Below are 20086 nucleotides of genomic sequence, written 5' to 3' on the forward strand. Positions count from 1 at the left end.
AAAATTAATCACCATCGCCCGATCTGCGTGGGATGAATCCGCCTGATCTCGACATCACGCCGCCGGAGCGGGACAAGGCACCGCCCGACCGGGACAATCCGCCGCTCGCCATTCCTCGAGGATCAGCCGAGGCCTCGACCGAGAGCAGGATTTGCTCAAGGGTTCCCGTTTGGGCATCAAGCCTCATCGAGATATCGTCCTTGTCATAGATCCAGACCTTCATATCCCTGGCGAGAGCTCCAATTTGGGAGCCGAGGCCTGTTCGTGCACTCGAACCTGGGGACCGAGACAATCTGTCGTATTCGATGTCGCCATCGACGTTCCGCGGAGGGGGATCGTCGGGATTCAGGCCGCTGCCGTGGACAACGAAAATAGCCGGTGGGCTCAGTTCAACGAACGTCCCCTCGAAAGAGAAAGCATAGATTCGCGCGAGGGTCGCTTCGTTCGTGCTGAGCTGGCCCCTCAGAAAACTGTTCGCGCCTAATGGATTTCCGATCAGAGGCTGATAAACGTCGCCTCTCAGAAGAAGGTCACTCAGTTCGCGCCCGAAGAGATACACCGCTGATACACCTAACAAGGTTTCGTTGTCTGCCACGTCTGCCTCCATCCATCTGGTTATTGACCAATGCCTGATCTCGACAACAGAACTTTCTCGCGAAAGGTCATCTTCGGAAGCTCCAGATAATCTATCGGCAGTAACGTCCGCGCAGAGTGGACATGACTGTGATGCTCGCCGCCTTTGAGGTGCGGGCCAGCGTGCACTTCACCGATCGCCCGTCGCCTGAAGTTTCTACTGATGATCCGTGCGAACTGACCGCCACTTTCGTTCTGATCGATCGCAAGCATCGTTCTCGCGACGTCGCCGTAGTCGAGAAAGTCGGGAGCGAGAGCCCACAAGGTTTCCGCCAGATACGTCCCGACGATATCGCGTGCGTCGAGCAGTGCTTCGACAAACCCATCGGAGTTCCGCGCGAAAGCACGGTCGAAAGCATGCTGCACCGGCGCCTCGGCGGCCGGATCGAACTCGGCAATATCTGCGAGATCTTCAACGGCATGGGAGATCAAGCCGCGCGCCACCAGGCTCTCATGAAAGATGTCGACGAGGATGTCGAATATGGCGCCAGTAAGCGGCTGCGAGAGCTCATGCTCGTCCTTCCACCCATGCGCGAACTCGGCCATCGTCCTTTTGTTGTTTGCCGACCGTATCTGGCGATGCGGCGAAAATTCCGAAAAGCGTGACAGGCGGTTTGCGCGGTAAAGGTTACCGCGCGTCTCCGTGAGAACGTTGTCGATCACGGACGGAAAATGCATGGCCGCGATCAGCGACACGCAATCGGAGAAGGCCTCCTGGAAGCCAAGATATTCGGGATACTCGGCTCCCAGGCGCGGCACGCCCAGGACGCTGAAGATGATCGCGTGTCCCACCTCATGCGCGATGACGTCGAAATCGAGGCTGAAGGGAAGGACGCGCCCATCGTTCTCGAACTGGCTCCCGACTTCGAGGAAACCATAGCCGTACTGTGCGTTGTCCCATTGCGGCAGGATCGAGATTTCCAGCCGGTCATAATAATCGCGAAAATGCCATGTGAGCGGCTGGCCGAGATAGCGCTCCCATACATCCAGTGTGAACCGCACGCAGCCGAAGACATGTGCGGCTTGGAAGCCGGGCGTCGAAGGCCGGAGATAGTCGAAATTGCCGCAAGCGTCGGGGGTGGCGGGCTCGAGGATTTTCCCCGTCCAGGGCGGCAGATAGATATAGGGCGTTCCGAGCGGCCCGCGGTTCAAACCGTAAGGACCGGTTTTGCCGACTGGCTCCACAACAAACATGCGATCGTCGGCTGGGCCAGCTGTCAGGCTACCCAACGGAGACGATACTTCGACGATCTCGGGCTTGGACCGAGCATCTTCAAATGGAGGCTGTACAAAAAGCCTGAACCGGGTGCCCATCCGCTCCCCCTCAAAAGACTTTTATGATTGCCAGTTTAAGTTGACGATCGGCGCTCGCAAGAATTTTAGCAAGTAATAAAATAGAATTAGAACTAGTCCGCCAAAATGTACGGGGCGTTATTCTGACAGCTCAACCAAGCTTGAATAACGCGGGTGACTGCGAATGGGATCGAGGTCGGAATCATTCTTGAACCATAGCCGCATCTCGATGCCGACTTGAGGCATCCAGACCTCGAGCAAGTCTATCGCCCGCTCAATCTCGCCAAGCAGTGCATAGGTGCAGGCGGCATTGTACTGAATGTTTATATCGTCGGGATCTGTCGCCAGAGAGCGGGCCAACCATTCCAGAGCCCGATCGCGAACACCGAGAAAGGCGAGCACCGTCGCTCCCAGGCAAGCAACATTGGCATTCTCCGGATGCAGCCGCAGTTCTTCCTCCGCCTTTTTCAACGCGATCCGCGCATAGCTGCTGGCCTTGTCTATTTGTCCGAGCGAACGAAGGACGTTCACAAGCATGATCGGCGCACCATAATCGGCGGGCTTGATTTCCATCGCACGCTGAAAGTGCGTAGCCGCGAGTTTGAATTGACCTTCGGTGACGCAGAATTCGGCGTAGTACCGATTTGCCTCATGACAATTGGCGTCAAGCGACAAAGCCTGTTCGAAGGCAGAAACTGCGTCAGTGCGATCGCCGGCCACCGCCAACGCAAATCCCTTGGCCGCATGGGCCTCCGCCAGATTGGGATCGATAACGAGCGCTGTCGCCGTATTCGCGAGAATGTCCTCCACCGGAATCTCGGCGCCGAACTGAGACCGCAGACGCGCATCGCAAACCGCGATGCCGGCATAGGCGCGGGCATAATTCGGATCCAATTCGATGGCTCTGGCGAAGCTCTGCCTGGCCATTAGATGGTTCGAGCGCGAAGCAATATGGTAGTATTCGCGCCCTCTGAGGAAGTGCGTATAAGCTTCGACGCTCTCTGTCGGCGCTTGCTCGATTGCCTCCTTTTCCTCCGGGAGCAGCTTGACCTTGAGCTGCTCGACAATTGCCTTGGTGATCTCGTCCTGCACTTCGAAGATATCGGTGAGGTCGCGGTCGTAACGCGCGGCCCAGACGTGGCCGTCGCTGGCTGCGTCGATCAATTCGGCATTGATCCTGACGTGGTTGCCGGCCTTGCGGACGCTGCCCTCTACGACATAGGCAACCCCGAGCTCCCTGGCGATGCGCTGCAGGTTTTCGCTCCGGCCTTTCCATGTAAAGACAGTATTGCGGCTCAGTACAAACAGGCCTGAAACATTCGATAGATCAGTGATGATGTCCTCGGTGATGCCGTCGCTGAAAAACTCCTGGGCGGGATCGTCGCTGATGTTGGCAAATGGCAGGATTGCCACGGATGGCTTGTTGACTGGTGCCTGCGTGTGGCCGTTTGCGGCAAACGGCACCCCTTCACGGGAGGCGACATTGCCCCAATCGGCAAAATAGACATGCACCGGACGGGAGATGTTCTTGACGGTCTTTTCGCCCTGGTCTGCGAACTCGAGGCCGAGTTTGTTTCCGACTTCGTGGCGCACCGCCGCCGAACAGGCAATGCCGCCCGGAGCTGCAAGGGCTTGTAGCCGGACCGCCACATTAATGCCGTCCCCATGAAAGTCGTCCGCATCGAAGACGATGTCGCCCAAATTCAAGCCTATTCGAAACGCAAAGTGCCTGTCGGCTGGAAGCTCCATATTGCGCTCCAGCATGCCGCGCTGGATTTCGACTGCGCATCGTGCGGCACTGAGCACGCTACCGAACTCGACCAGGAAACCGTCGCCCATGACCTTGATTATACGCCCGTCGTGGGTCGCGACAGCAGGTTCGAAGAGCTCGCGGCGATGCTGGCGAAGGGCATTAAGCGTCTCCTCTTCGTTTGCCTCCAGGAGACGGCTGTACCCCACTACATCGGCAGCCAGAATAGCCGTCAATCGACGCTCGACAAGCTCTGCGCACATGCCCGTCTCCCCAACGTGCTGGTGGCAATACTATTCAATTCGAGAAACTAGCCAGTAATGTTGCCGGACGATCGTATTACTGACAACTAAAATCTCCCTCTCGTCCGTAAGAACTCCTGGAGAGCTTCGATGTCGCGGATTACGGCAGCGAGAAGTTGCACATGACGCTTCGGCCCGGCGTTTCTGTACGGGATGTGCGAACCGGTTATGCCATCGTCAACCCTTCGGAGGGGCGATGCTTTCCCGCAGGATAAGCTTGCTGCGGATGATGGTGCGCACCGAGACTGGGTTTTGCCTCTGGCCAATGGCGTCGAGCAGCAGTTTCACCGCGGCGCGGCCCATTTCTTCCACCGGCTGTTCGATCGTCGAGAGCGGTGGCGAGGAGAATTCGCAGACGGGCGAACCGTCGAAGGAGACGACGGACAGATCATCGGGAATACTCAAGCCTGCGCGCTTGATGCAGCTGACAAATGAGATGGCCATGTCATCGCTGGTGGCGATGACCGCCGTTGGTTTCTCGTCCAATCCAGCGAAATCGTCTGCCGCCTGCACGCCGATGTCGAAACCGTGCTGATAATCGAGACGACCGCCCGAGCGACGTACGGCCTCCTTCGATAGGCCGGCTGCCTCAAGCGCCTCGAGCACGCCGCCATAGCGCTCGACGTCATGGTAATTGCCTTCAGGTCCTGCAAGATAGAAGAAACGGCGATGGCCCAGCCGGATCAGTTCGGCCGTGACGTCGCGCACAGCCTCGCGGTCGTTGGTGACGACGCTCTGCAGGCCCGCATCGCTCATGTCGAGCAGCATCGAAACGATCGGCAGGCCGGAGTTTGCCATCGACCGCCCATCGACCTCCGGAAGTTTCGACGACAGGATGATGGCTCCGCGCACGCTGCCTCCGAAGGCGAGGTCGAGAATGTGCCGCTCGGAAATCTCGTCGCGATCGAGGTTGGCGATCATCAGATTGTAGCCGCCCTGGATCAGCGACTTGTTGATGCTCTGCAGAACCTGAGGAATGATCTGTGAGACGCCGTAATAGAGCGATCCGGGCAGGATGATCATGATGATGTTGGATTTGCCGACCCTGAGACCGCGCGCCATCGCATTGGGAGTATAGCCGAGCTGCTTGGCCGCCGCGTTGATCTTGGCGCGCGTCTTCTCGTTGACCCGTCCGGGATTGGCGAGCGCACGGCTGACCGTTGAGATGGCGACACCGGCGAGCCGCGCAACATCGGCCATCAGCGCTCCCGACTGCTCCTCGACGGCCACATCCTTGTTTTTATTCACGTTTGTTTCATTCTCCCGGATGCTTCGATTTGCAACTCTAAGACAGCCGGCGATCTATAGCAAACGTTTGCCAAAAATCGCTTGCGTAAAAAACCAGCTTGATTATCATCTGGGTCATGGCAAACGATTGCCATTCCTTAATGCGTTGAAAATTCATGATTTATTGAATGTGGAACCGCTCTTCCGCAGACGGGTAGGTCATGCCTTTAGAAATGGATGGATTATGGCTACTGGCGACAGGCTCCGCTTCGGCGTCGATCTCGTGACGTTCTTCGATCCCGGCTTCTGGGGTGTCGATAGCCATGACGCAATCATCGACTATGCGCGCGCCGAACCGCGCGCCTTCTGGGACAAGATTCTCGACAGCGTCCAGGCCTCCGGCGTCACAGGCGTCGAACTGACCTTCTCTCCCTTCAACTGGCAGGATGCCATCAAGACCTATGGTTCCGTCGACGCTTTCGCCGCCGAGCTGGCAAAACGCGGCCTAACGCTCTGCAGCGGCTTCTTCGCGGAACTGGAGGCGGCCGGCGATTTCGCCGAGCCCGAGGCCCAGCGCGCGCTGATCGACAAGGCGGAACGCTATGCCGACTTCCTGAAAGCCTGCGGCAGCGACATCATGGTGATCGGCGCCCCGCTTCGCCAGACGCTCGGCGCCCAGCCGGCGCAGTTTTATGATTTCGACCGCGCCAAGGTGATTGCCGATTTTCTGAACCGGCTCGGCGCGACCCTCTATGCCAGGGGCGTGCGGCTGGCGCTGCACACCGAGGCGCACTCGATTTTTGCCGCCGCGCGTGACGTCGATCTGCTGATGCTTCTGACCGACCCGGCCTATGTGCACATGTGCCCGGACACGGCCCATATCATCGTTGCCGGCTCCGATCCCGTCCAACTCGTCGATCGCCACCACGAGCGCATGATCATCACCCATTGGAAGGATGCGATCGGGCCCATGCCCGCCGACACGCCGATCGACAAGCACATCCACGATCGCCACCGCCCCTATTTCTGCGGCTTCGGCCTTGGGCGGGTCGACTGGCCGGCCTGGATCCGGCTGCTGCGCGACCGGGCCTATGAAGGTTGGGCAATTCTCGAACTCGATGCCGCGCCGGATCCCGTCCGCGACATCGCCAACGGGCTCACGCTCGTCCGGCAGGCGCTCCTGCCGATCTATCGCTGACAATGATTCCCAAGACAACGAACGCCCCGCAAAGAGGGCATTTTCACGAGGTGGAACAATGAAGACAATGATGAAGCTTTTTCTTGCCGGTGTGGCATTCGCCGGTCTCTTCGCTTCGGCGCATGCCGAGGACAAACCGACAATCGAGATCATGTCGTCCTGGACGTCGGGCGGCGAAGCGGCAGCCCTCAACGTCATCAAGACCGAGTTTGAAAAGCGCGGCGGCGTCTGGAAGGATTCCTCGATCGCCGGCTTCGGCGCCGCCGATGCCGCCTTCCAGAACCGTATCGTCGCCGGTGACGCGCCCGGCGCCAAGCAGGGCGTCATCGGCCTCGCGGCTGCGGATTTTGTCAACCAAGGCCTGTTCAACCCGATCGATGACGTAGCCGGTGCCGGCAAATGGGCCGACGTCCTGCCTAAATCGATCCATAATCTCATCTCCTATGACGGCAAGGTCTATCTCGCGCCGACCGGCGCCCATGGCGAAAGCTGGGTCTTCTATTCCAAGGAGGCCTTCGGCAAGGCCGGCATCGCCGAGGAGCCCAAGAGCTGGGACGAGTTCTTCGCCGACTTCGACAAGCTGAAGGCTGCCGGCATCGTTCCCGTTGCCTGGGGCGGCCAGCCCTGGCAGCAGACCAAGGTCTTCAACATGATCCTGCTCTCGCAGGTCGGGATCGACGGCTTCCTGAAGATCTATGTCGACAAGGACAAGAGCCAGGCCTCCATTGACGGCGTGAAGAAGACCCTCGAAATTCTCGGCAAGCTGCGCGGCTATGTCGATGCGGGTGCCGCTGGCCGCAACTGGAACGACGCGACGGCGATGCTGATCACCGCCAAGGCCGGGGTGCAGTTCATGGGCGATTGGGCAAAGGGCGAATTCACTGTCGCCGGCAAAGAGCCGGGCAAGGATTATGGCTGCATGATCGTGCCGGAGTCCAAGGGCATGGTCTATATCGCCGATTCCCTCTGGTTCCCGAAGACCGGCAATGCCGCGACCGACAAGGCGCAGAAACTTCTCGCCGAAGTCGTCATGGATCCGGCAGTGCAGGTCGAATTCGCCTTGAAGAAAGGCTCGGTTCCGATGCGCACCGACGTCGACAAGTCGAAGCTTGATGTCTGCGCCCAGAAGGGTGCCGAGCTGATGGCCGCCGGTGCGATCGTCCCGGATCAGGCGATCGTGCTTACTCCCCAGCAAGTCGGGGCGCTCGACGATTTCGTCGACGAGTACTGGAGCGGTAGCTCGAACGATGCGACCTCTGCGGCCGAGAATTTCTTCGCCGTGTTCGAGTAGAATAGTGCCTGCGGCGTCGGCCTGATCCCGACGCCGCATGCCGACTGGAGTGCGCGGCGGCGTGCCCCGCTTTTCCGTCAACGAGCTGGCCGATGCCCATCAAACGCAAACCCAATCTTTCCGCCACCATCGCCCTGTTGCCGACTTGGTTCGTCGCGGTCGTGGTCTTCATCGGCACCATGGGCTGGTCGATCCGCCTGTCCTTCACCAACTCGACGCTTTTTCCATCCTCGACCTATGTCGGATTTGCGCAGTACTCGAAACTGTTCTCTTCCGCCAAATGGCTGGCATCGCTGCAAAACGTGTTGATCTTCGGCGTGCTCTACGTCGCGGGCTGCCTTTTGCTTGGCTTCTTGCTGGCTGCGGCGCTGGATCGCAAGATCCGCTTCGAAAGCGCCTTCCGGACCATATTTCTTTATCCCTACGCCATGTCCTTCGTGGTGACCGGGCTGATCTGGCAATGGATGCTCAATCCGACCCTCGGCATCCAGGCGAGCGTGGGTTCGCTCGGCTGGGAAAGCTTCGTCCTCGACTGGGTGGTCAATCGCGACATGGCGATCTATGCGCTGGTGCTTGCCGGCGTATGGCAAGGCGCGGGCCTGGTCATGGTCATCGCGCTGGCCGGCATGCGCGGGATCGAGGCCGAGCAATGGAAGGCGGCGCGGATAGACGGCATTCCCGTCTGGCGGATCTATGTCTCGATCGTCCTGCCGCAGCTCGGGCCGGCGCTGGCTGCAGCCGGCATGCTGCTCGCCATGGGGGTGATCAAGACCTACGACATCGTCGTCGCCATGACCAATGGCGGCCCCGGCAATGCGACGGAGGTGCCGGCGAAATTCATCATGGATAACCTGTTCGGGCGCCAGAACCTCGGCCTCGCCACCGCCGGCGCGACGGTGCTTGTCCTCGGCGTGATCATCGCAGTCGCCCCGTTTCGCTACGCGATGCACATGCGCGACAGAGCGAAGGGACCCGCATGATGGCTGGTCCTCATCCGAATGGCCCCAAGCCGGCGCAGATCACCGCCGGGCGCATCGGCCTTTATGCCTTCCTGGTCGTCGCCGCACTTTTCTTTCTTCTGCCGCTCTACACCATGGTCGTCACCTCGCTGAAGTCGATGGACGAAATCCGGCTCGGGCAGATCTTCGCCTTGCCGGCAACGCTCGATTTCTCCGCCTGGGTGACTGCCTGGTCGGGCGCCTGCATGGGGACCGTCTGTGTCGGCATTCGCAGCGGCTTCTGGAATTCGGTGGCGATCACCCTTCCCGCGGTCGCACTCTCGGTCTTTATCGGCGCCGTTAACGGCTATGCGCTGTCGCTCTGGCGGCCGCGCGGGGCCAACCTGCTCTTCGGCCTGCTGATGGCCGGCGGTCTCATCCCCTACCAGATCTTCCTCTATCCGATGGTCCGGGTGATGGCGAATGTCGAACTCTACAATTCGCTTGCCGGCATCATTCTCGTGCATGTCATCTTCGGCCTGCCGCTGGTGACGCTGCTCTTTCGCAATTATTTCGTCAGCGTGCCGGAAGAGCTCTGCAAGGCGGCACGCGTCGACGGCGCCGGCTTCTGGCGGATCTTTTTCGAGATCATGCTGCCGATCGCCGTGCCGATGGTGGTCGTGGTCTCGATGCTGCAGTTCACCGGCATCTGGAACGACTTCCTGCTCGGCCTCGTCTTCGCCGGGCGCGACAATCTGCCGATGACGGTCCAGCTCAACAATATCGTCAACACCACGATGGGTGAGCGCACCTACAATGTGAACATGGCGGCGACGATCCTGACCGCCGTCGTTCCGCTTGCCATCTATTTCCTGTCCGGCCGCTGGTTCGTGCGCGGCATCGCCGCCGGCGCAGTCAAGGGGTAAACGCTTCCATGCAATCCGCCGTCTCCGTCAAGGATCTGAAGATCGCCTATGGCCACCATACGGTGATCGAAAAAATGTCGATCGATATTGCCCCGCAGGAGTTCCTGGTGCTGCTCGGCCCTTCCGGCTGCGGCAAGTCGACTTTGCTGAACGCCATTGCCGGACTGCAGGACATCGCTGGGGGCGAGATCTGGATCTCAGGCAAGAACGTCAGCTGGGAGGAGCCGAAAGACCGCGGCATCGGCATGGTCTTCCAGTCCTACGCGCTCTACCCGCGCATGTCGGTTCGCAAGAACCTCTCCTTCGGCCTTCGCGTCGCCGGTCTGCCGAAGGCCGAGATCGAGGAACGTGTCGCCCGCACGGCCGCTCTCCTTCGCCTCGATATGCTGCTCGACCGGCGCCCGGCCGAACTTTCCGGCGGCCAGCGCCAGCGTGTCGCCATCGGCCGGGCGCTGGTGCGCGAAGTCGATGTCTTTCTCTTCGACGAACCGCTGTCGAACCTCGACGCCAAGCTGCGCAACGAATTGCGCGTCGAGATCAAGAAGCTGCATCAGCGCCTCGGCAACACCATGATCTATGTGACCCATGATCAGGTCGAGGCCCTGACCCTTGCCGACCGCATCGCCATCATGCGCGACGGCGTCATCCAGCAGCTTGCCTCGCCCGCCGAGATCTATCGCCGCCCGGCCAACCTCTTCGTTGCCGGTTTCATCGGCGCGCCGGCGATGAACTTCGTCGAGGGCCGGATCGAGCGCGGCGACAGCGCGCTGGTCTTTCGGAGCAAGGGACTTGCCGTCGAACTCTCCGATTATTCCTTTCAAACAGCGGCGGCGGAAGGACCGGCGACCCTCGGCTTTCGCCCTGAGCATCTGGTGCTCGAGGGGGCAGGTAGCCTGCCCACCATTCCCGGCCGCGTTTCCGTCGTCGAGCCGATGGGGTCCGATGCCGTTGTCTGGTTCGACTGGGCCGATCAAAGCCTCTCGCTGAGGCTGATGGGCGACGTGGCCCTGCAGTCGGGCGACGCCGTGGCTCCCGGGCTCGATATCGCCAAGGCGTCGCTCTTCGGCGCCGACGGGGCGCGGCTCTGATGCGCCCCTTGGTTTTCTCGCAATTTCCGGCGCGCTGCGCGCCGTTTTGAGCAATCGCTCCAGGACAGGATTTGGAAAGACATGTCTGAGATCGTCTACGATGCGCTGGTGATCGGCTCCGGCGCGGCGGGTTCCTTCGCGGTCAAAGAACTGACGGCCCAGGGGCTGTCCGTACTGCTGCTCGAAGCTGGTCCGGCCGTGGGTCCCAGGGATTTCGACCCGGCGCGCAAGAAGGCACCCGCCAGCAGCATCAATATCTGGGAGCGGGCGCGGGCCACAATCAAGGGCCAGCCGATCCAGGCGCGGGCGGCGTTTTTTACCGAGCGCTTCAGCCACTTCTTCGTCAACGACCGCAAAAATCCCTATACGACGCCAAAGGGCGAGCCCTTTCTCTGGATCCGCGGCCGCCAGGGCGGCGGGCGTCTCCACAGTTTCGGCCGGGTGCTGCTGCGCTGGACCGACGATGATTTCAAGATCCGGTCGCGCACGGGCAAGGGCGTGGACTGGCCGGTCTCCTATGACGAGCTGGTGCCATTTTATGAGGAAGTGGAGGCCTATCTCGGGCTTTACGGCAACAAGGATGATGTGCCGACCCTGCCCGACGGCATCTATGCCAAACCGGCCAGCCTGACGCCGGCCGAACAGATCTTCAAGCAGGCGGTCGAAAGCCGTTGGCCGGAGAGGCGCGTCGTTTCCTGGCGCTACATTGCGCCGGACGTCGAACGCATGCCGCGGCCGCTTAAGGATGCCAAGACCACCGGCCGGCTGACGGTCCGCTACGACGCCGTCGTTCGCCGCATCACCACGGACGAGAAAACCGGCCGCGCCACCGGCGCCGAATTCATCGACCGCAATACGGGAGAAGTATCGACGGCGCGTGCCGCGACGGTGGTTCTTTCCGCCTCGCCGATAGAGAGCGTGCGGCTGCTCCTGAATTCGGCTTCGGCAAGACATCCTGACGGGCTCGGCAACAGCTCCGGCGTCCTCGGCCGCTATTTCATGGATCAGCTTCCCTGCCTCGCCTTCGGCTCCTTCTCGAAGGCGAAGGGCTGGGCGCCCGACGATTCCGCTCCGACCGACCCGTTCTACAATCCGTCGGGTGGGATCTTCATCCCCCGCTTCGGTGAGGGCGATGCCGCCCGCGGCGATTTCGACTACCAAGGCAGCGTCGGCCGCGCGCCGGTCTCAGGCGCCACCGATGCGCGCCTCGCCTTCTTCGGCTTCGGTCGCATGCTGCCCTATGCCGACAATCGCATCACGCTCGATGTCAGGCGCAAGGACGCCTGGAACATTCCCGTGCCGCATATCCGCTGCGTCATGCAGGCGGAGGAGCAGGCGCTGCTTCGCCGACAGGAGGAGACGCTGATCGCCATGATCAGCGAAGTCGGCGGCGAGCTCGAATTCATCGGCTCGCCCACCGGCCTCAAGGAGATGGGCAAGGGCGCCTTCCCGGATGCCGATGCCTTCAGCCGCTTCATGTTCCGCACATGGTTCCGCAAGACCATGTGCATGGGTGCGGCGATCCATGAAACCGGCGGCGCGCGCATGGGCGAGGGCCCGGAGGCTTCGGTGCTCAATCCCTATAATCAGGTCTGGGATGCCCCGAACCTCATCGTCACCGACGCCAGCGCCTTTCCCGGCAGCGGTATCGCCGGCACGACGCTCACCGTCATGGCCCTGACGCTCCGCGCCTGCCGAAACCTGGTCGACCGGTACCGGGCGGGGCAGTTTTAAGGCGCGCTTGGAACGAGAGACTGGGGTAACCGTTTCAGCTCGATCAGTGGTCGTCATATAACCTTCGCACTGACATGCTCCTGTCAAGAAAAGCAGGAAGGAAAAACCCATGTCGCAATCACATCAGGACCAGCTTAACCGGATAAAGGCCGAAATCGCCGACAGCTTCGATGAGGAGCTGGAAATGCAGATGGAGGAGGATCGGCTGGACGATCTGGTCGCCGAGGGAATGTCGGAACCTGCCGAGCAGACGCTCGAGCGAAAGATCTACTTCCGGGAACTCTTCCGGCTGCAGCACGAGCTGGTGCGGCTGCAGGATTGGGTTCAGCACAAGAAGTTGAAGGTGGTCGTGCTTTTCGAAGGCCGCGATTCGGCCGGCAAGGGCGGCGCGATCAAGCGCGTCACCCAGAGGCTCAACCCGCGCGTCTGCCGGACCGTCGCGCTGCCTGCCCCGACCGAGCGGGAGCGCCATCAATGGTATTTCCAGCGCTATGTCCCACACCTTCCCACAGCCGGCGAAATCGTGCTCTTCGACCGCAGCTGGTACAACCGCGCCGGCGTCGAGCGCGTGATGGGGTTCTGCACCCCTGACGAACTCGAGGAATTCTTCCGCTCGGTGCCGGAATTCGAACGCATGCTGGTCCGTTCCGGCATCGTGCTGATCAAATACTGGTTTTCGATCACCGACGAGGAACAGGAATTCCGCTTCAAGATGCGTATTCACGATCCGCTGAAGCAGTGGAAGCTCTCACCGATGGATATGGAAAGCCGTGTCCATTGGGAGGAATATACCAAGGCCAAGGAAGAAATGCTGGTGCGCACGCACAGCAAGGATGCACCCTGGTGGGTGGTACAGGCCGTGGACAAGAAACGGGCGCGGTTGAACTGCATCGCCCATCTTCTTGAGCAGATCCCTTATGAGGATGTTCCCAAGCCGGACATCGAACTGCCGGACCGCATCCGCCACGCCGACTATAACAGGGCGCCGGTTCCGCCTGAAATGCATGTGCCGGAGCGCTATTGAGCGCATAATCATACCGGTTGTCTGACGTTTCTGGCATCGCTACACCACGCATCAGTGTGGTGTAGCGATGCCCCTGGGCTTGGAGCGTCGTCAGGCAGCGATATCAGCCATAAGGTCCAGTTCCGCGACGGCATCATCCGGCAGCACCAGCGCGGCAGCGGAAAGATTCTCCCTCAGATGGGCGACGGACGAGGTGCCGGGGATCAGCAGAATATTCGGAGCGCGCCGCAGCAGCCAGGCGAGCGCGACCTGCATGGGCGTCGCATGAAGACGCGTGGCGACATCGGACAGGGTGGAGGACTGCAGCGGGCTGAAGCCGCCGAGCGGGAAGAAGGGCACATAGGCGGTGCCTTCGCGCGCGAGTTCGTCGATCAGGCGATCGTCGGCCCGATGGGCAAGATTGTACTGGTTCTGCACGCAGACGATCTCGGTGATTCCGCGCCCTTCGCCAATCTGCTTCGACGTGGCGTTGCTTAAGCCCACGTGACGAACGAGGCCTTGCCGCTGGAGATCGGCCAGCGCCGTCAGGGGTGCTTCGATCGATCCTTCGGCGGGGCCATGCAGATCGAAGGCGATCCTGAAGTTGACGACATCGAGCACGTCAAGGCCGAGATTACGAAGGTTGTCGTGCACGGCCGCGGTCAGCTCTTCGCGCGAGAAAGCCGGAATCCAGGATCCGTCCGCGCCGCGCCGTGCGCCGATCTTGGTGACGATGACGAGATCGTCGCGATAGGGATGAAGCGCTTCCCGGATGATCTGGTTGGTGACGTGCGGGCCGTAGAAATCGCTGGTGTCGATGTGGTTGACGCCGCTCGCGACTGCCTCGCGCAGCACGGCCAAGGCCGCGCCATGATCCCTGGGCGGGCCAAACACGCCGGGCCCGGCAAGCTGCATGGCGCCGTAGCCGAGCCGCTTCACGCTGCGGTCACCGAGTTTGAAGGTTCCGGACTGATCGATGATGGACATGATCTCACTCCTTTCAAGAGGTGACCCCAAGATAGGCGTTGTCGGCGCGCGTGATAATTCGCTACAATCCGCACAGGCCGTGCGGAGTGGCGAACAGTGAAAGTCGATTTGGGGGATCTCAACGCCTTTGTTGCGGTGGCGCGGGCCGGCGGTTTTCGCGAGGGCGCGCGGGCCAGCGGCAGCAGCGCCTCCTTCCTCAGTGAGGCGGTGCGCCGCCTGGAGGCCGACCTCGGCGTCAGGCTCTTCAACCGCACGACACGCAGCGTCGTTCCGACCGAAGCAGGCAAGGGTTTGCTGGAGCGGCTCGGCCCGGCTCTGACAGAGGTGGAGTCTGCGCTCGACGTGGTCAATGGATTCCGCGACAGGCCGGCTGGATCGCTGCGGCTCAATGTGCCGGTCAGCGCCGCGCGGCTGGTGCTGCCCGCCATCGTTCCGCCGTTTCTCGCCGCCTATCCCGACATTCGTCTTGAGGTGATCACCGAGGAGAGCTTCGTCGATGTGCTTGCTGCCGGGTGCGATGCCGGCATCCGTTATGACGAACGGCTGGAGCAGGATATGATCGCCGTGCCGATCGGGCCGCGCGTCCAGCGTTTTGCCACCGCCGCCTCCCCTGACTATCTCGACCGCCATGGCCGGCCGCAGCATCCGAGCGAACTTCTTCGCCACGCCTGTCTGCTCGGCCGTTTTGCCAGCGGCGCGCTGACGACGCCATGGGAGTTCGAGCGAGAAGGCGAAATGGTGCGGGTCGACCCTTCAGGACCGTTGATCGTCCGGGTCGGCGGGGCGACCGATCTGACCGTCGACGCAGCGATAGCGGGCACAGGGGTCGTCTGCGTTTTCGAAGACTGGCTGCGCCCGCATTTCGAGAGCGGCGCCCTCGAGCCGATCCTTGAGCCGTGGTGGCAGCGCTTTTCCGGGCCGTTCCTCTATTATCCCGGACGGCGGTTGGTGCCAGCGCCGCTCAGGGCATTCATCGATTTCGTCAAAGCCTCGACCAAGCAGGCCTGAACAGCGCTTGCATGTGTCAAAGCTCGACCTCGGCATTGTCGCCCATATCAGGCTTGCTGTTGGAAACCGCTGCGGCCGCCATTTTGATATAGCTGATGATGGTGCCCGGGCTGTCCCAATATTCGGCCGAAGACGGGGTCATCTTCAGCACGCGGATGGAGGGATCGTCGGGATTGTCCCACCAGGCCTTGGCCGGCGTCGCCCATAACTCGCGGATCTTCCCGCGATCGTTCTGGACCTCGGCAGTGCCTGACACGGAAACATATTTCTGTCCCTTGGTGTCGGCAAAGGCAAGGCACACATTTGGCCAGCGGGCGATCTGATCGTCCTTGTGGCTGGCCACATCGGTCAGAAAATAGACCGCATTCTCGAGCTGGGCACTATAGGCGGACATCGGGCGCGCGCGCAGATCGTCACCACTGCGGGTCGTCAGCATGCAGAACCCTATTCTGTCGATCAGTTCCCATACCCGTGTCGCATCGTCATGCTCGGCCATCGTCGTCTCCATTTGTGCCAGAGGGAGACGACGTAACCATTTGCCCGGGCCAATGTTCCGCATATTCGACCACGGACACATCTGCTGCGCTGGTGCCTTAATGTACGCTTGGGGTTTCCATGACCATTGCGAAGTCTTCAGCGACCAGTTCGCTGACGGCGATGAGGATTTCCTCGCGGGAAAAGCCTGAGGTCAATGCGCGATGGATGAGATCCTGCAGATCCGGCTCCACGACATCGCGGCAATCCTCGAGGCGTTCTTCTGAAACAGTGAGGCTATTCAATTCGTCCATTGTCTGTCCTTTCCAGGAATGCAACCGTCGAAGCTTGGCAAGCTGGTCGTACGCTCTTTGGCTGGAATTGCTCTAACGGGCGGCCGCCCGCTTCGGTCTGGCGATCAGGCCTTCACGCTGCAACTGCTTGCGTGCCGCCTTGCGCTGCCGGCTGATCGCCTGCGCCTTTTCCCTGACGCGCCGTTCGGAGGGTTTCTCATAGGCGCGCCGTTCCTTCATTTCGCGGAACAGGCCTTCGCGCTGCATTTTCTTTTTCAAAACCCTGAGGGCTTGATCGACGTTGTTGTCTCTGACGAGTACCTGCATTTCGAATTCTCCTTTTCGTAAGATATGGCGAGCGATCAGCCGAGCTGCTCGGCGATCAGCGCCTGCAATTCGCGGCGGGTAAGAAGGCAGGGAGACGGCTTCCAAGTCCTTTTGCGGTTGACGGCTTCGTCACGCTCCCGCGGGTTGGCCACCGCAACCGCGGTGGCTGTATTTGTATCGTTCAAAAAAAATCCTTTACCGGCGATTGCCGGCATCATCGATCGTTGTGGGTTTGACCATCGCGTTGCCGCAAGGGCGCGTCGATTCAGCCGATGTACAAGCGTCTCGTTCCCAAGCCGTGACGGCTTCGAGTTCCGCTTCAGCCCTAAAATAGTCGTCGGCGAACGCGATTGCAACGTATAGCCCGGCATGGCCGGGTTCGGCGCCGGGAATCGCCCTTAGATATATTCATTGCCGATCTTCAAGTTAGCCGGGTATAGATTTAGTCGGATTTTCTTCAATTTGGCTTGAAATTGAAAATATTCCGTCGCGAATGAAGCAATGACAATATCGGGGACGGCATTAACCTTTCATTAAATAACCTATTGACTTGCAGTATTAATAGGTTGTTAAAGGGGCCGCTTGCAGAGGTCAAAACTGACCCGCCATAATAATTTAAGGAGAGAGCGATGGCTTCGCCGATACACGCAACCGATGATAGTGCAACATTTCTAGAAACCGACGTTATTTCAGGAAATCTGCTTTCCAACGATTCATCCGACAACGGCCACCTGTTCCTGCGCGCCTTCGACGGCGCGACGGTTAACGCCAAGGGCGGCAACAGCCAGATCACCGAGATCCAGGGCGACTACGGCACGTTCTTCGTCAAGCCGGACGGCAGCTACACCTATGTCCTGAGCGATGCCGCCAAGATCGGCTTCGCCAACGGCGAATCGTACCAGGAAAAGGTTTCCTACAAGATCTCCGACGGCAGCGGTCACACCGATGTCGGCCTGTTCACCCTGAACATTCAGGGCGTAACCCAGATCAAGCCGGTCGCTGTCGACGATGTCTTCAGCTTCACCGAAGGGCATGCCATCGGCGGCAACGTGCTGGACAACGACATTGCCGGCGACAACGGCAAGATGTTCCTCCGCCAGTTCCTGAGCACGCAGGTCGACGCCAAGACTGACGCCGTTACCGACGTTGCCGGCACCTACGGCACTTTCCATGTCAAGTCGGATGGCACATTCACCTACGACCTGAATACTGATCTGGTTGCGGGTCAGACCTACACGGAAGTTCTCCGTTACTACAAGATCTCCGACGGCGAAGGCCACACGGACACTGCCAAGGTGACGCTCAACATCACCGGCACGGATTTTGACTCGTCCCATATCGTTTGATCGACAACGATAGATCAGGGAATACGACGCCCGCCGCGCAATCGGCGGGCGTCTTCGTCTATCCGCCTGCCTTTAGGCAAAGTCCGGCTGGACCGGCAAAATAATTATTTTTAGCTAGTTCTTATATATGCCGGGGAAGGGTAGTCTCGAAGTTCGGAGGACACGCCCTTGACCGAACACATCGAACCCAAGCAAATTGAGACCGATGATCTGACGAAAGTCTGGTCGGTGACCGAGTTCTGCGCGCGCCATCGGATAGACGCAGAGGAACAGGCACTGTTGCTCAAACTTTTCGGGCCATTCGCGACAGCCTGCGAACTGCTCCACAATGCCAAGCGCGCCCCACGATTCAGATGAGTCCGTCTCTATTCCCGCGTTGATCTTCTCATAAATGCCATTAGTCGGCCGGTGAACGAGGCTGCACCAGATATCCCTTGATCGGGTCGCACCTGCCTGCGCGCCTTTCGCAAACCTCTTCCGTACCTTTCGAGCCGCGGACGATTCCTGAATAGCTCCTCACCTTCTGCACAAAATCTGCAATCCGGCGCGGCATGTTGCCGCCATGAGCAAAAACGACATCCAGCACCGTCCCGCACCCTCCGTTTTGCCGGAACGCCTTCGCAATGACGGGTGGTGGCTTGCGGAGGGGCCTGAAGACGCCCCCGCCGCGGCGAGGTTGGGAAGCAGGCTCATCGTGATCGAAACGCAGCAATTGCGAGAGGAGCAGCAATGGATACAGCCGATACTTTGACAGAACCGATGCCGATCAGACGCGGCAGCGGCCGGACCGTCGCGTTGCTTGCGCTCGTGGCACTTGCGGATTTTCTGATCTTTGGCCAGGAGTTCGGGATAAACCTTTTCCTTTTTGCGCTTGCCGTCTGCGCCGGCATTCTGCTTTCGGCCAGGAGGAGAACTCGGTTTTCGGCCGCCGCTTTCCTGCTCGGCTTTTCGGTTCTGGCGTCGGCGCCCCTGGTGGAATCGCCTTCTCTGACGGGCGTTGTCCTTTGCATCGGGGCGCTGATGTCGGTGGCGCTCATCAGCGCCAGGCTCCTGCCCCGCCGCCTGCCCGCCCTGCCTCTGGTATTCTTCCGTTTCGCTCTCGTTATGCCCCTGGCGCTTGCCGAAGATATCAGGAAGTCTCTTGCGACACCGGGAAAACGTGTCTCTTTCACCGCGGTGCGACAGGGCATCGGCCTCTGGATCATGCCGCTCATCCTTGCAGCGGTCTTCGTATCTCTCTTTGCCGCTGCAAACCCGCTTATCGAAATTGCGCTGCGCAGCATTAATTTTGCCGCTCTGCTTCAGTTCCTCGATCTTTGGCGGATCGGCTTCTGGATGATGATTGCCGTTGTGGTCTGGGCGATGCTGCGGCCGCGCCTGAAGCGTTGGACCAAGAGGTCGCAGGCCGCCAGGGCGTTCATGATCGTGCCCGTCAAAAATGCGCCGTTCGGCCATGCTTCGCTGTTGCGGTCGCTCGTCCTGTTCAATGCGCTCTTTGCCGTGCAGACGCTTCTCGATCTCGTCTATCTCTGGGGTGGCGCAGATCTGCCAGAGCACATGAGCCATGCCGAGTATGCCCATCGCGGCGCCTATCCCCTGATTGCCACAGCGCTTCTTGCCGCAGCTTTCGTTCTCGTCGCGATGCGGCGCGGCGGCCCCGGCGATCACAGCCCGCTGATCCGCGGTCTCGTTCACGCCTGGATCGCTCAGAACGTCCTGCTCTGTCTGTCGTCGATGCTGCGGCTTGCTCTCTATGTCGAGGTCTATTCGCTGACCGAACTGCGCGTCGCCGCGGGTCTCTGGATGGGTATTGTCGCCATCGGCCTTGTCTTGATCCTGCTGCGCATTCTGCTCAACCGATCCAACGCGTGGCTGGTCGCGACGAATCTCGCCTCCCTGCTTATGGTTTTCTACATCAGCTCCTTCATCGATTTCCCGGCTTTCATCGCCCGCTTCAATGTCGCCCACAGCCAGGAGATCAGCCAGGAAGGCCCGCCGCTCGACCTTTCTTACCTCTCGTCGCTCGGCCCGTCCGTCATTCCGGCGCTCGATCTCTACCTCCTTAAATTGCCGGACCACCTGATCGGCCAAAGGAGTGAAGCGGTAACCGTTCGGGATTACCTCGCCAGGAATTTCGAGATGCGCCGGCGCGACTGGCGGAGCTGGACCTTCCGATCTGCGCGGCTTGAGACCTATCTTCTGTCTCCTGCAGCCATTGCAAGATAGAACGAGAACGATAACAACAGGCACGACAAACAACGCAGGATC

20 protein-coding genes are annotated in these 20086 nt (G+C 60.3%); 11 read left to right on the plus strand and 9 right to left on the minus strand.

Features of this window, described 5'->3' with window-relative positions:
- Positions 1 to 4 precede the first annotated feature (4 nt).
- The 4 genes from AMK05_RS23565 to AMK05_RS23580 all read right to left on the minus strand — a co-directional run bounded on the left by AMK05_RS23565 (position 5) and on the right by AMK05_RS23580 (position 5226).
- Positions 5 to 607 (minus strand): hypothetical protein, encoded by a 603-nt coding sequence (locus tag AMK05_RS23565; RefSeq protein ID WP_064841726.1) that lies wholly within the window; start codon positions 605 to 607, stop codon positions 5 to 7.
- Between the two features lie 8 nt (positions 608 to 615).
- The gene (locus AMK05_RS23570; RefSeq protein WP_064841727.1) at positions 616 to 1947 is read right to left on the minus strand and encodes a hypothetical protein; all 1332 of its coding nucleotides are present in this window, start codon (positions 1945 to 1947) and stop codon (positions 616 to 618) included.
- A 117-nt stretch (positions 1948 to 2064) separates the two neighbouring features.
- A complete protein-coding gene (locus tag AMK05_RS23575; protein WP_064841728.1) occupies positions 2065 to 3939 on the minus strand; it encodes an adenylate/guanylate cyclase domain-containing protein in 1875 nt (624 codons plus the stop codon).
- Between the two features lie 216 nt (positions 3940 to 4155).
- The gene (locus tag AMK05_RS23580) at positions 4156 to 5226 is read right to left on the minus strand and encodes a LacI family DNA-binding transcriptional regulator (RefSeq protein ID WP_064841729.1); all 1071 of its coding nucleotides are present in this window, start codon (positions 5224 to 5226) and stop codon (positions 4156 to 4158) included.
- A gap of 223 nt (positions 5227 to 5449) precedes the next feature.
- Between AMK05_RS23580 and AMK05_RS23585 the strand changes: the two genes are divergently transcribed.
- From AMK05_RS23585 to ppk2, 7 genes are all read left to right on the plus strand, one after another.
- Entirely contained in the window at positions 5450 to 6403 is a 954-nt protein-coding gene (locus AMK05_RS23585) for a sugar phosphate isomerase/epimerase family protein (protein WP_064841730.1), read from the plus strand.
- A 58-nt stretch (positions 6404 to 6461) separates the two neighbouring features.
- Complete coding sequence (locus tag AMK05_RS23590; protein WP_064841731.1) at positions 6462 to 7694, plus strand: ABC transporter substrate-binding protein; 1233 nt, start codon at positions 6462 to 6464, stop codon at positions 7692 to 7694.
- 92 nt (positions 7695 to 7786) lie between these two features.
- Positions 7787 to 8674, plus strand: coding sequence for a carbohydrate ABC transporter permease (locus AMK05_RS23595; RefSeq protein ID WP_064841732.1), 888 nt, complete (start codon positions 7787 to 7789; stop codon positions 8672 to 8674).
- Positions 8674 to 9558 carry a carbohydrate ABC transporter permease gene (locus tag AMK05_RS23600; RefSeq protein WP_064841775.1) on the plus strand — a complete coding sequence of 295 codons (885 nt, stop codon included), beginning with the start codon at positions 8674 to 8676 and terminating at the stop codon, positions 9556 to 9558. The genes AMK05_RS23595 and AMK05_RS23600 overlap by 1 nt, the downstream gene beginning before the upstream one ends.
- 8 nt (positions 9559 to 9566) lie before the next feature.
- Positions 9567 to 10646: an ABC transporter ATP-binding protein gene (locus tag AMK05_RS23605; protein ID WP_064841733.1), complete on the plus strand. Its 1080-nt coding sequence runs from the start codon at positions 9567 to 9569 to the stop codon at positions 10644 to 10646.
- 81 nt (positions 10647 to 10727) lie between these two features.
- Positions 10728 to 12380, plus strand: coding sequence for a GMC oxidoreductase (locus AMK05_RS23610; protein WP_064841734.1), 1653 nt, complete (start codon positions 10728 to 10730; stop codon positions 12378 to 12380).
- A 109-nt stretch (positions 12381 to 12489) separates the two neighbouring features.
- A complete protein-coding gene (gene ppk2 / locus AMK05_RS23615) occupies positions 12490 to 13404 on the plus strand; it encodes a polyphosphate kinase 2 (RefSeq protein WP_064841735.1) in 915 nt (304 codons plus the stop codon).
- Positions 13405 to 13494: 90 nt separating this feature from the next.
- Here ppk2 and AMK05_RS23620 read toward each other — a convergent pair whose 3' ends face one another.
- Complete coding sequence (locus AMK05_RS23620) at positions 13495 to 14370, minus strand: aldo/keto reductase family oxidoreductase (protein ID WP_064841736.1); 876 nt, start codon at positions 14368 to 14370, stop codon at positions 13495 to 13497.
- Between the two features lie 96 nt (positions 14371 to 14466).
- Between AMK05_RS23620 and AMK05_RS23625 the strand changes: the two genes are divergently transcribed.
- On the plus strand, positions 14467 to 15378 hold the full coding sequence (locus AMK05_RS23625; RefSeq protein WP_064841737.1) for a LysR family transcriptional regulator: 912 nt from the start codon (positions 14467 to 14469) through the stop codon (positions 15376 to 15378).
- Positions 15379 to 15394: 16 nt separating this feature from the next.
- Here the strand turns inward: AMK05_RS23625 and AMK05_RS23630 are convergent, their stop codons facing one another.
- From AMK05_RS23630 to AMK05_RS34725, 4 genes are all read right to left on the minus strand, one after another.
- Entirely contained in the window at positions 15395 to 15874 is a 480-nt protein-coding gene (locus tag AMK05_RS23630) for a pyridoxamine 5'-phosphate oxidase family protein (RefSeq protein WP_064841776.1), read from the minus strand.
- Positions 15875 to 15971: 97 nt separating this feature from the next.
- Entirely contained in the window at positions 15972 to 16166 is a 195-nt protein-coding gene (locus tag AMK05_RS23635; protein ID WP_064841738.1) for a hypothetical protein, read from the minus strand.
- Between the two features lie 72 nt (positions 16167 to 16238).
- On the minus strand, positions 16239 to 16472 hold the full coding sequence (gene rpsU, locus AMK05_RS23640; protein WP_064841739.1) for a 30S ribosomal protein S21: 234 nt from the start codon (positions 16470 to 16472) through the stop codon (positions 16239 to 16241).
- Between the two features lie 35 nt (positions 16473 to 16507).
- Positions 16508 to 16843, minus strand: coding sequence for a hypothetical protein (locus AMK05_RS34725; RefSeq protein ID WP_143535755.1), 336 nt, complete (start codon positions 16841 to 16843; stop codon positions 16508 to 16510).
- A 258-nt stretch (positions 16844 to 17101) separates the two neighbouring features.
- Here AMK05_RS34725 and AMK05_RS23650 point away from each other — a divergent pair, with 258 nt between their 5' ends.
- The 3 genes from AMK05_RS23650 (at position 17102) to AMK05_RS23665 (ending at position 20044) form a co-directional block, all read left to right on the plus strand.
- Positions 17102 to 17818, plus strand: coding sequence for an Ig-like domain-containing protein (locus AMK05_RS23650; protein ID WP_064841741.1), 717 nt, complete (start codon positions 17102 to 17104; stop codon positions 17816 to 17818).
- A gap of 168 nt (positions 17819 to 17986) precedes the next feature.
- Positions 17987 to 18175 carry a hypothetical protein gene (locus tag AMK05_RS23655; protein WP_064841742.1) on the plus strand — a complete coding sequence of 63 codons (189 nt, stop codon included), beginning with the start codon at positions 17987 to 17989 and terminating at the stop codon, positions 18173 to 18175.
- Between the two features lie 372 nt (positions 18176 to 18547).
- The gene (locus tag AMK05_RS23665; RefSeq protein WP_064841744.1) at positions 18548 to 20044 is read left to right on the plus strand and encodes a DUF4153 domain-containing protein; all 1497 of its coding nucleotides are present in this window, start codon (positions 18548 to 18550) and stop codon (positions 20042 to 20044) included.
- Positions 20045 to 20086 lie beyond the last annotated feature (42 nt).

The sequence above is a fragment of the Rhizobium sp. N324 genome (genome assembly GCF_001664485.1).
Taxonomy (GTDB): Bacteria; Pseudomonadota; Alphaproteobacteria; order Rhizobiales; family Rhizobiaceae; genus Rhizobium.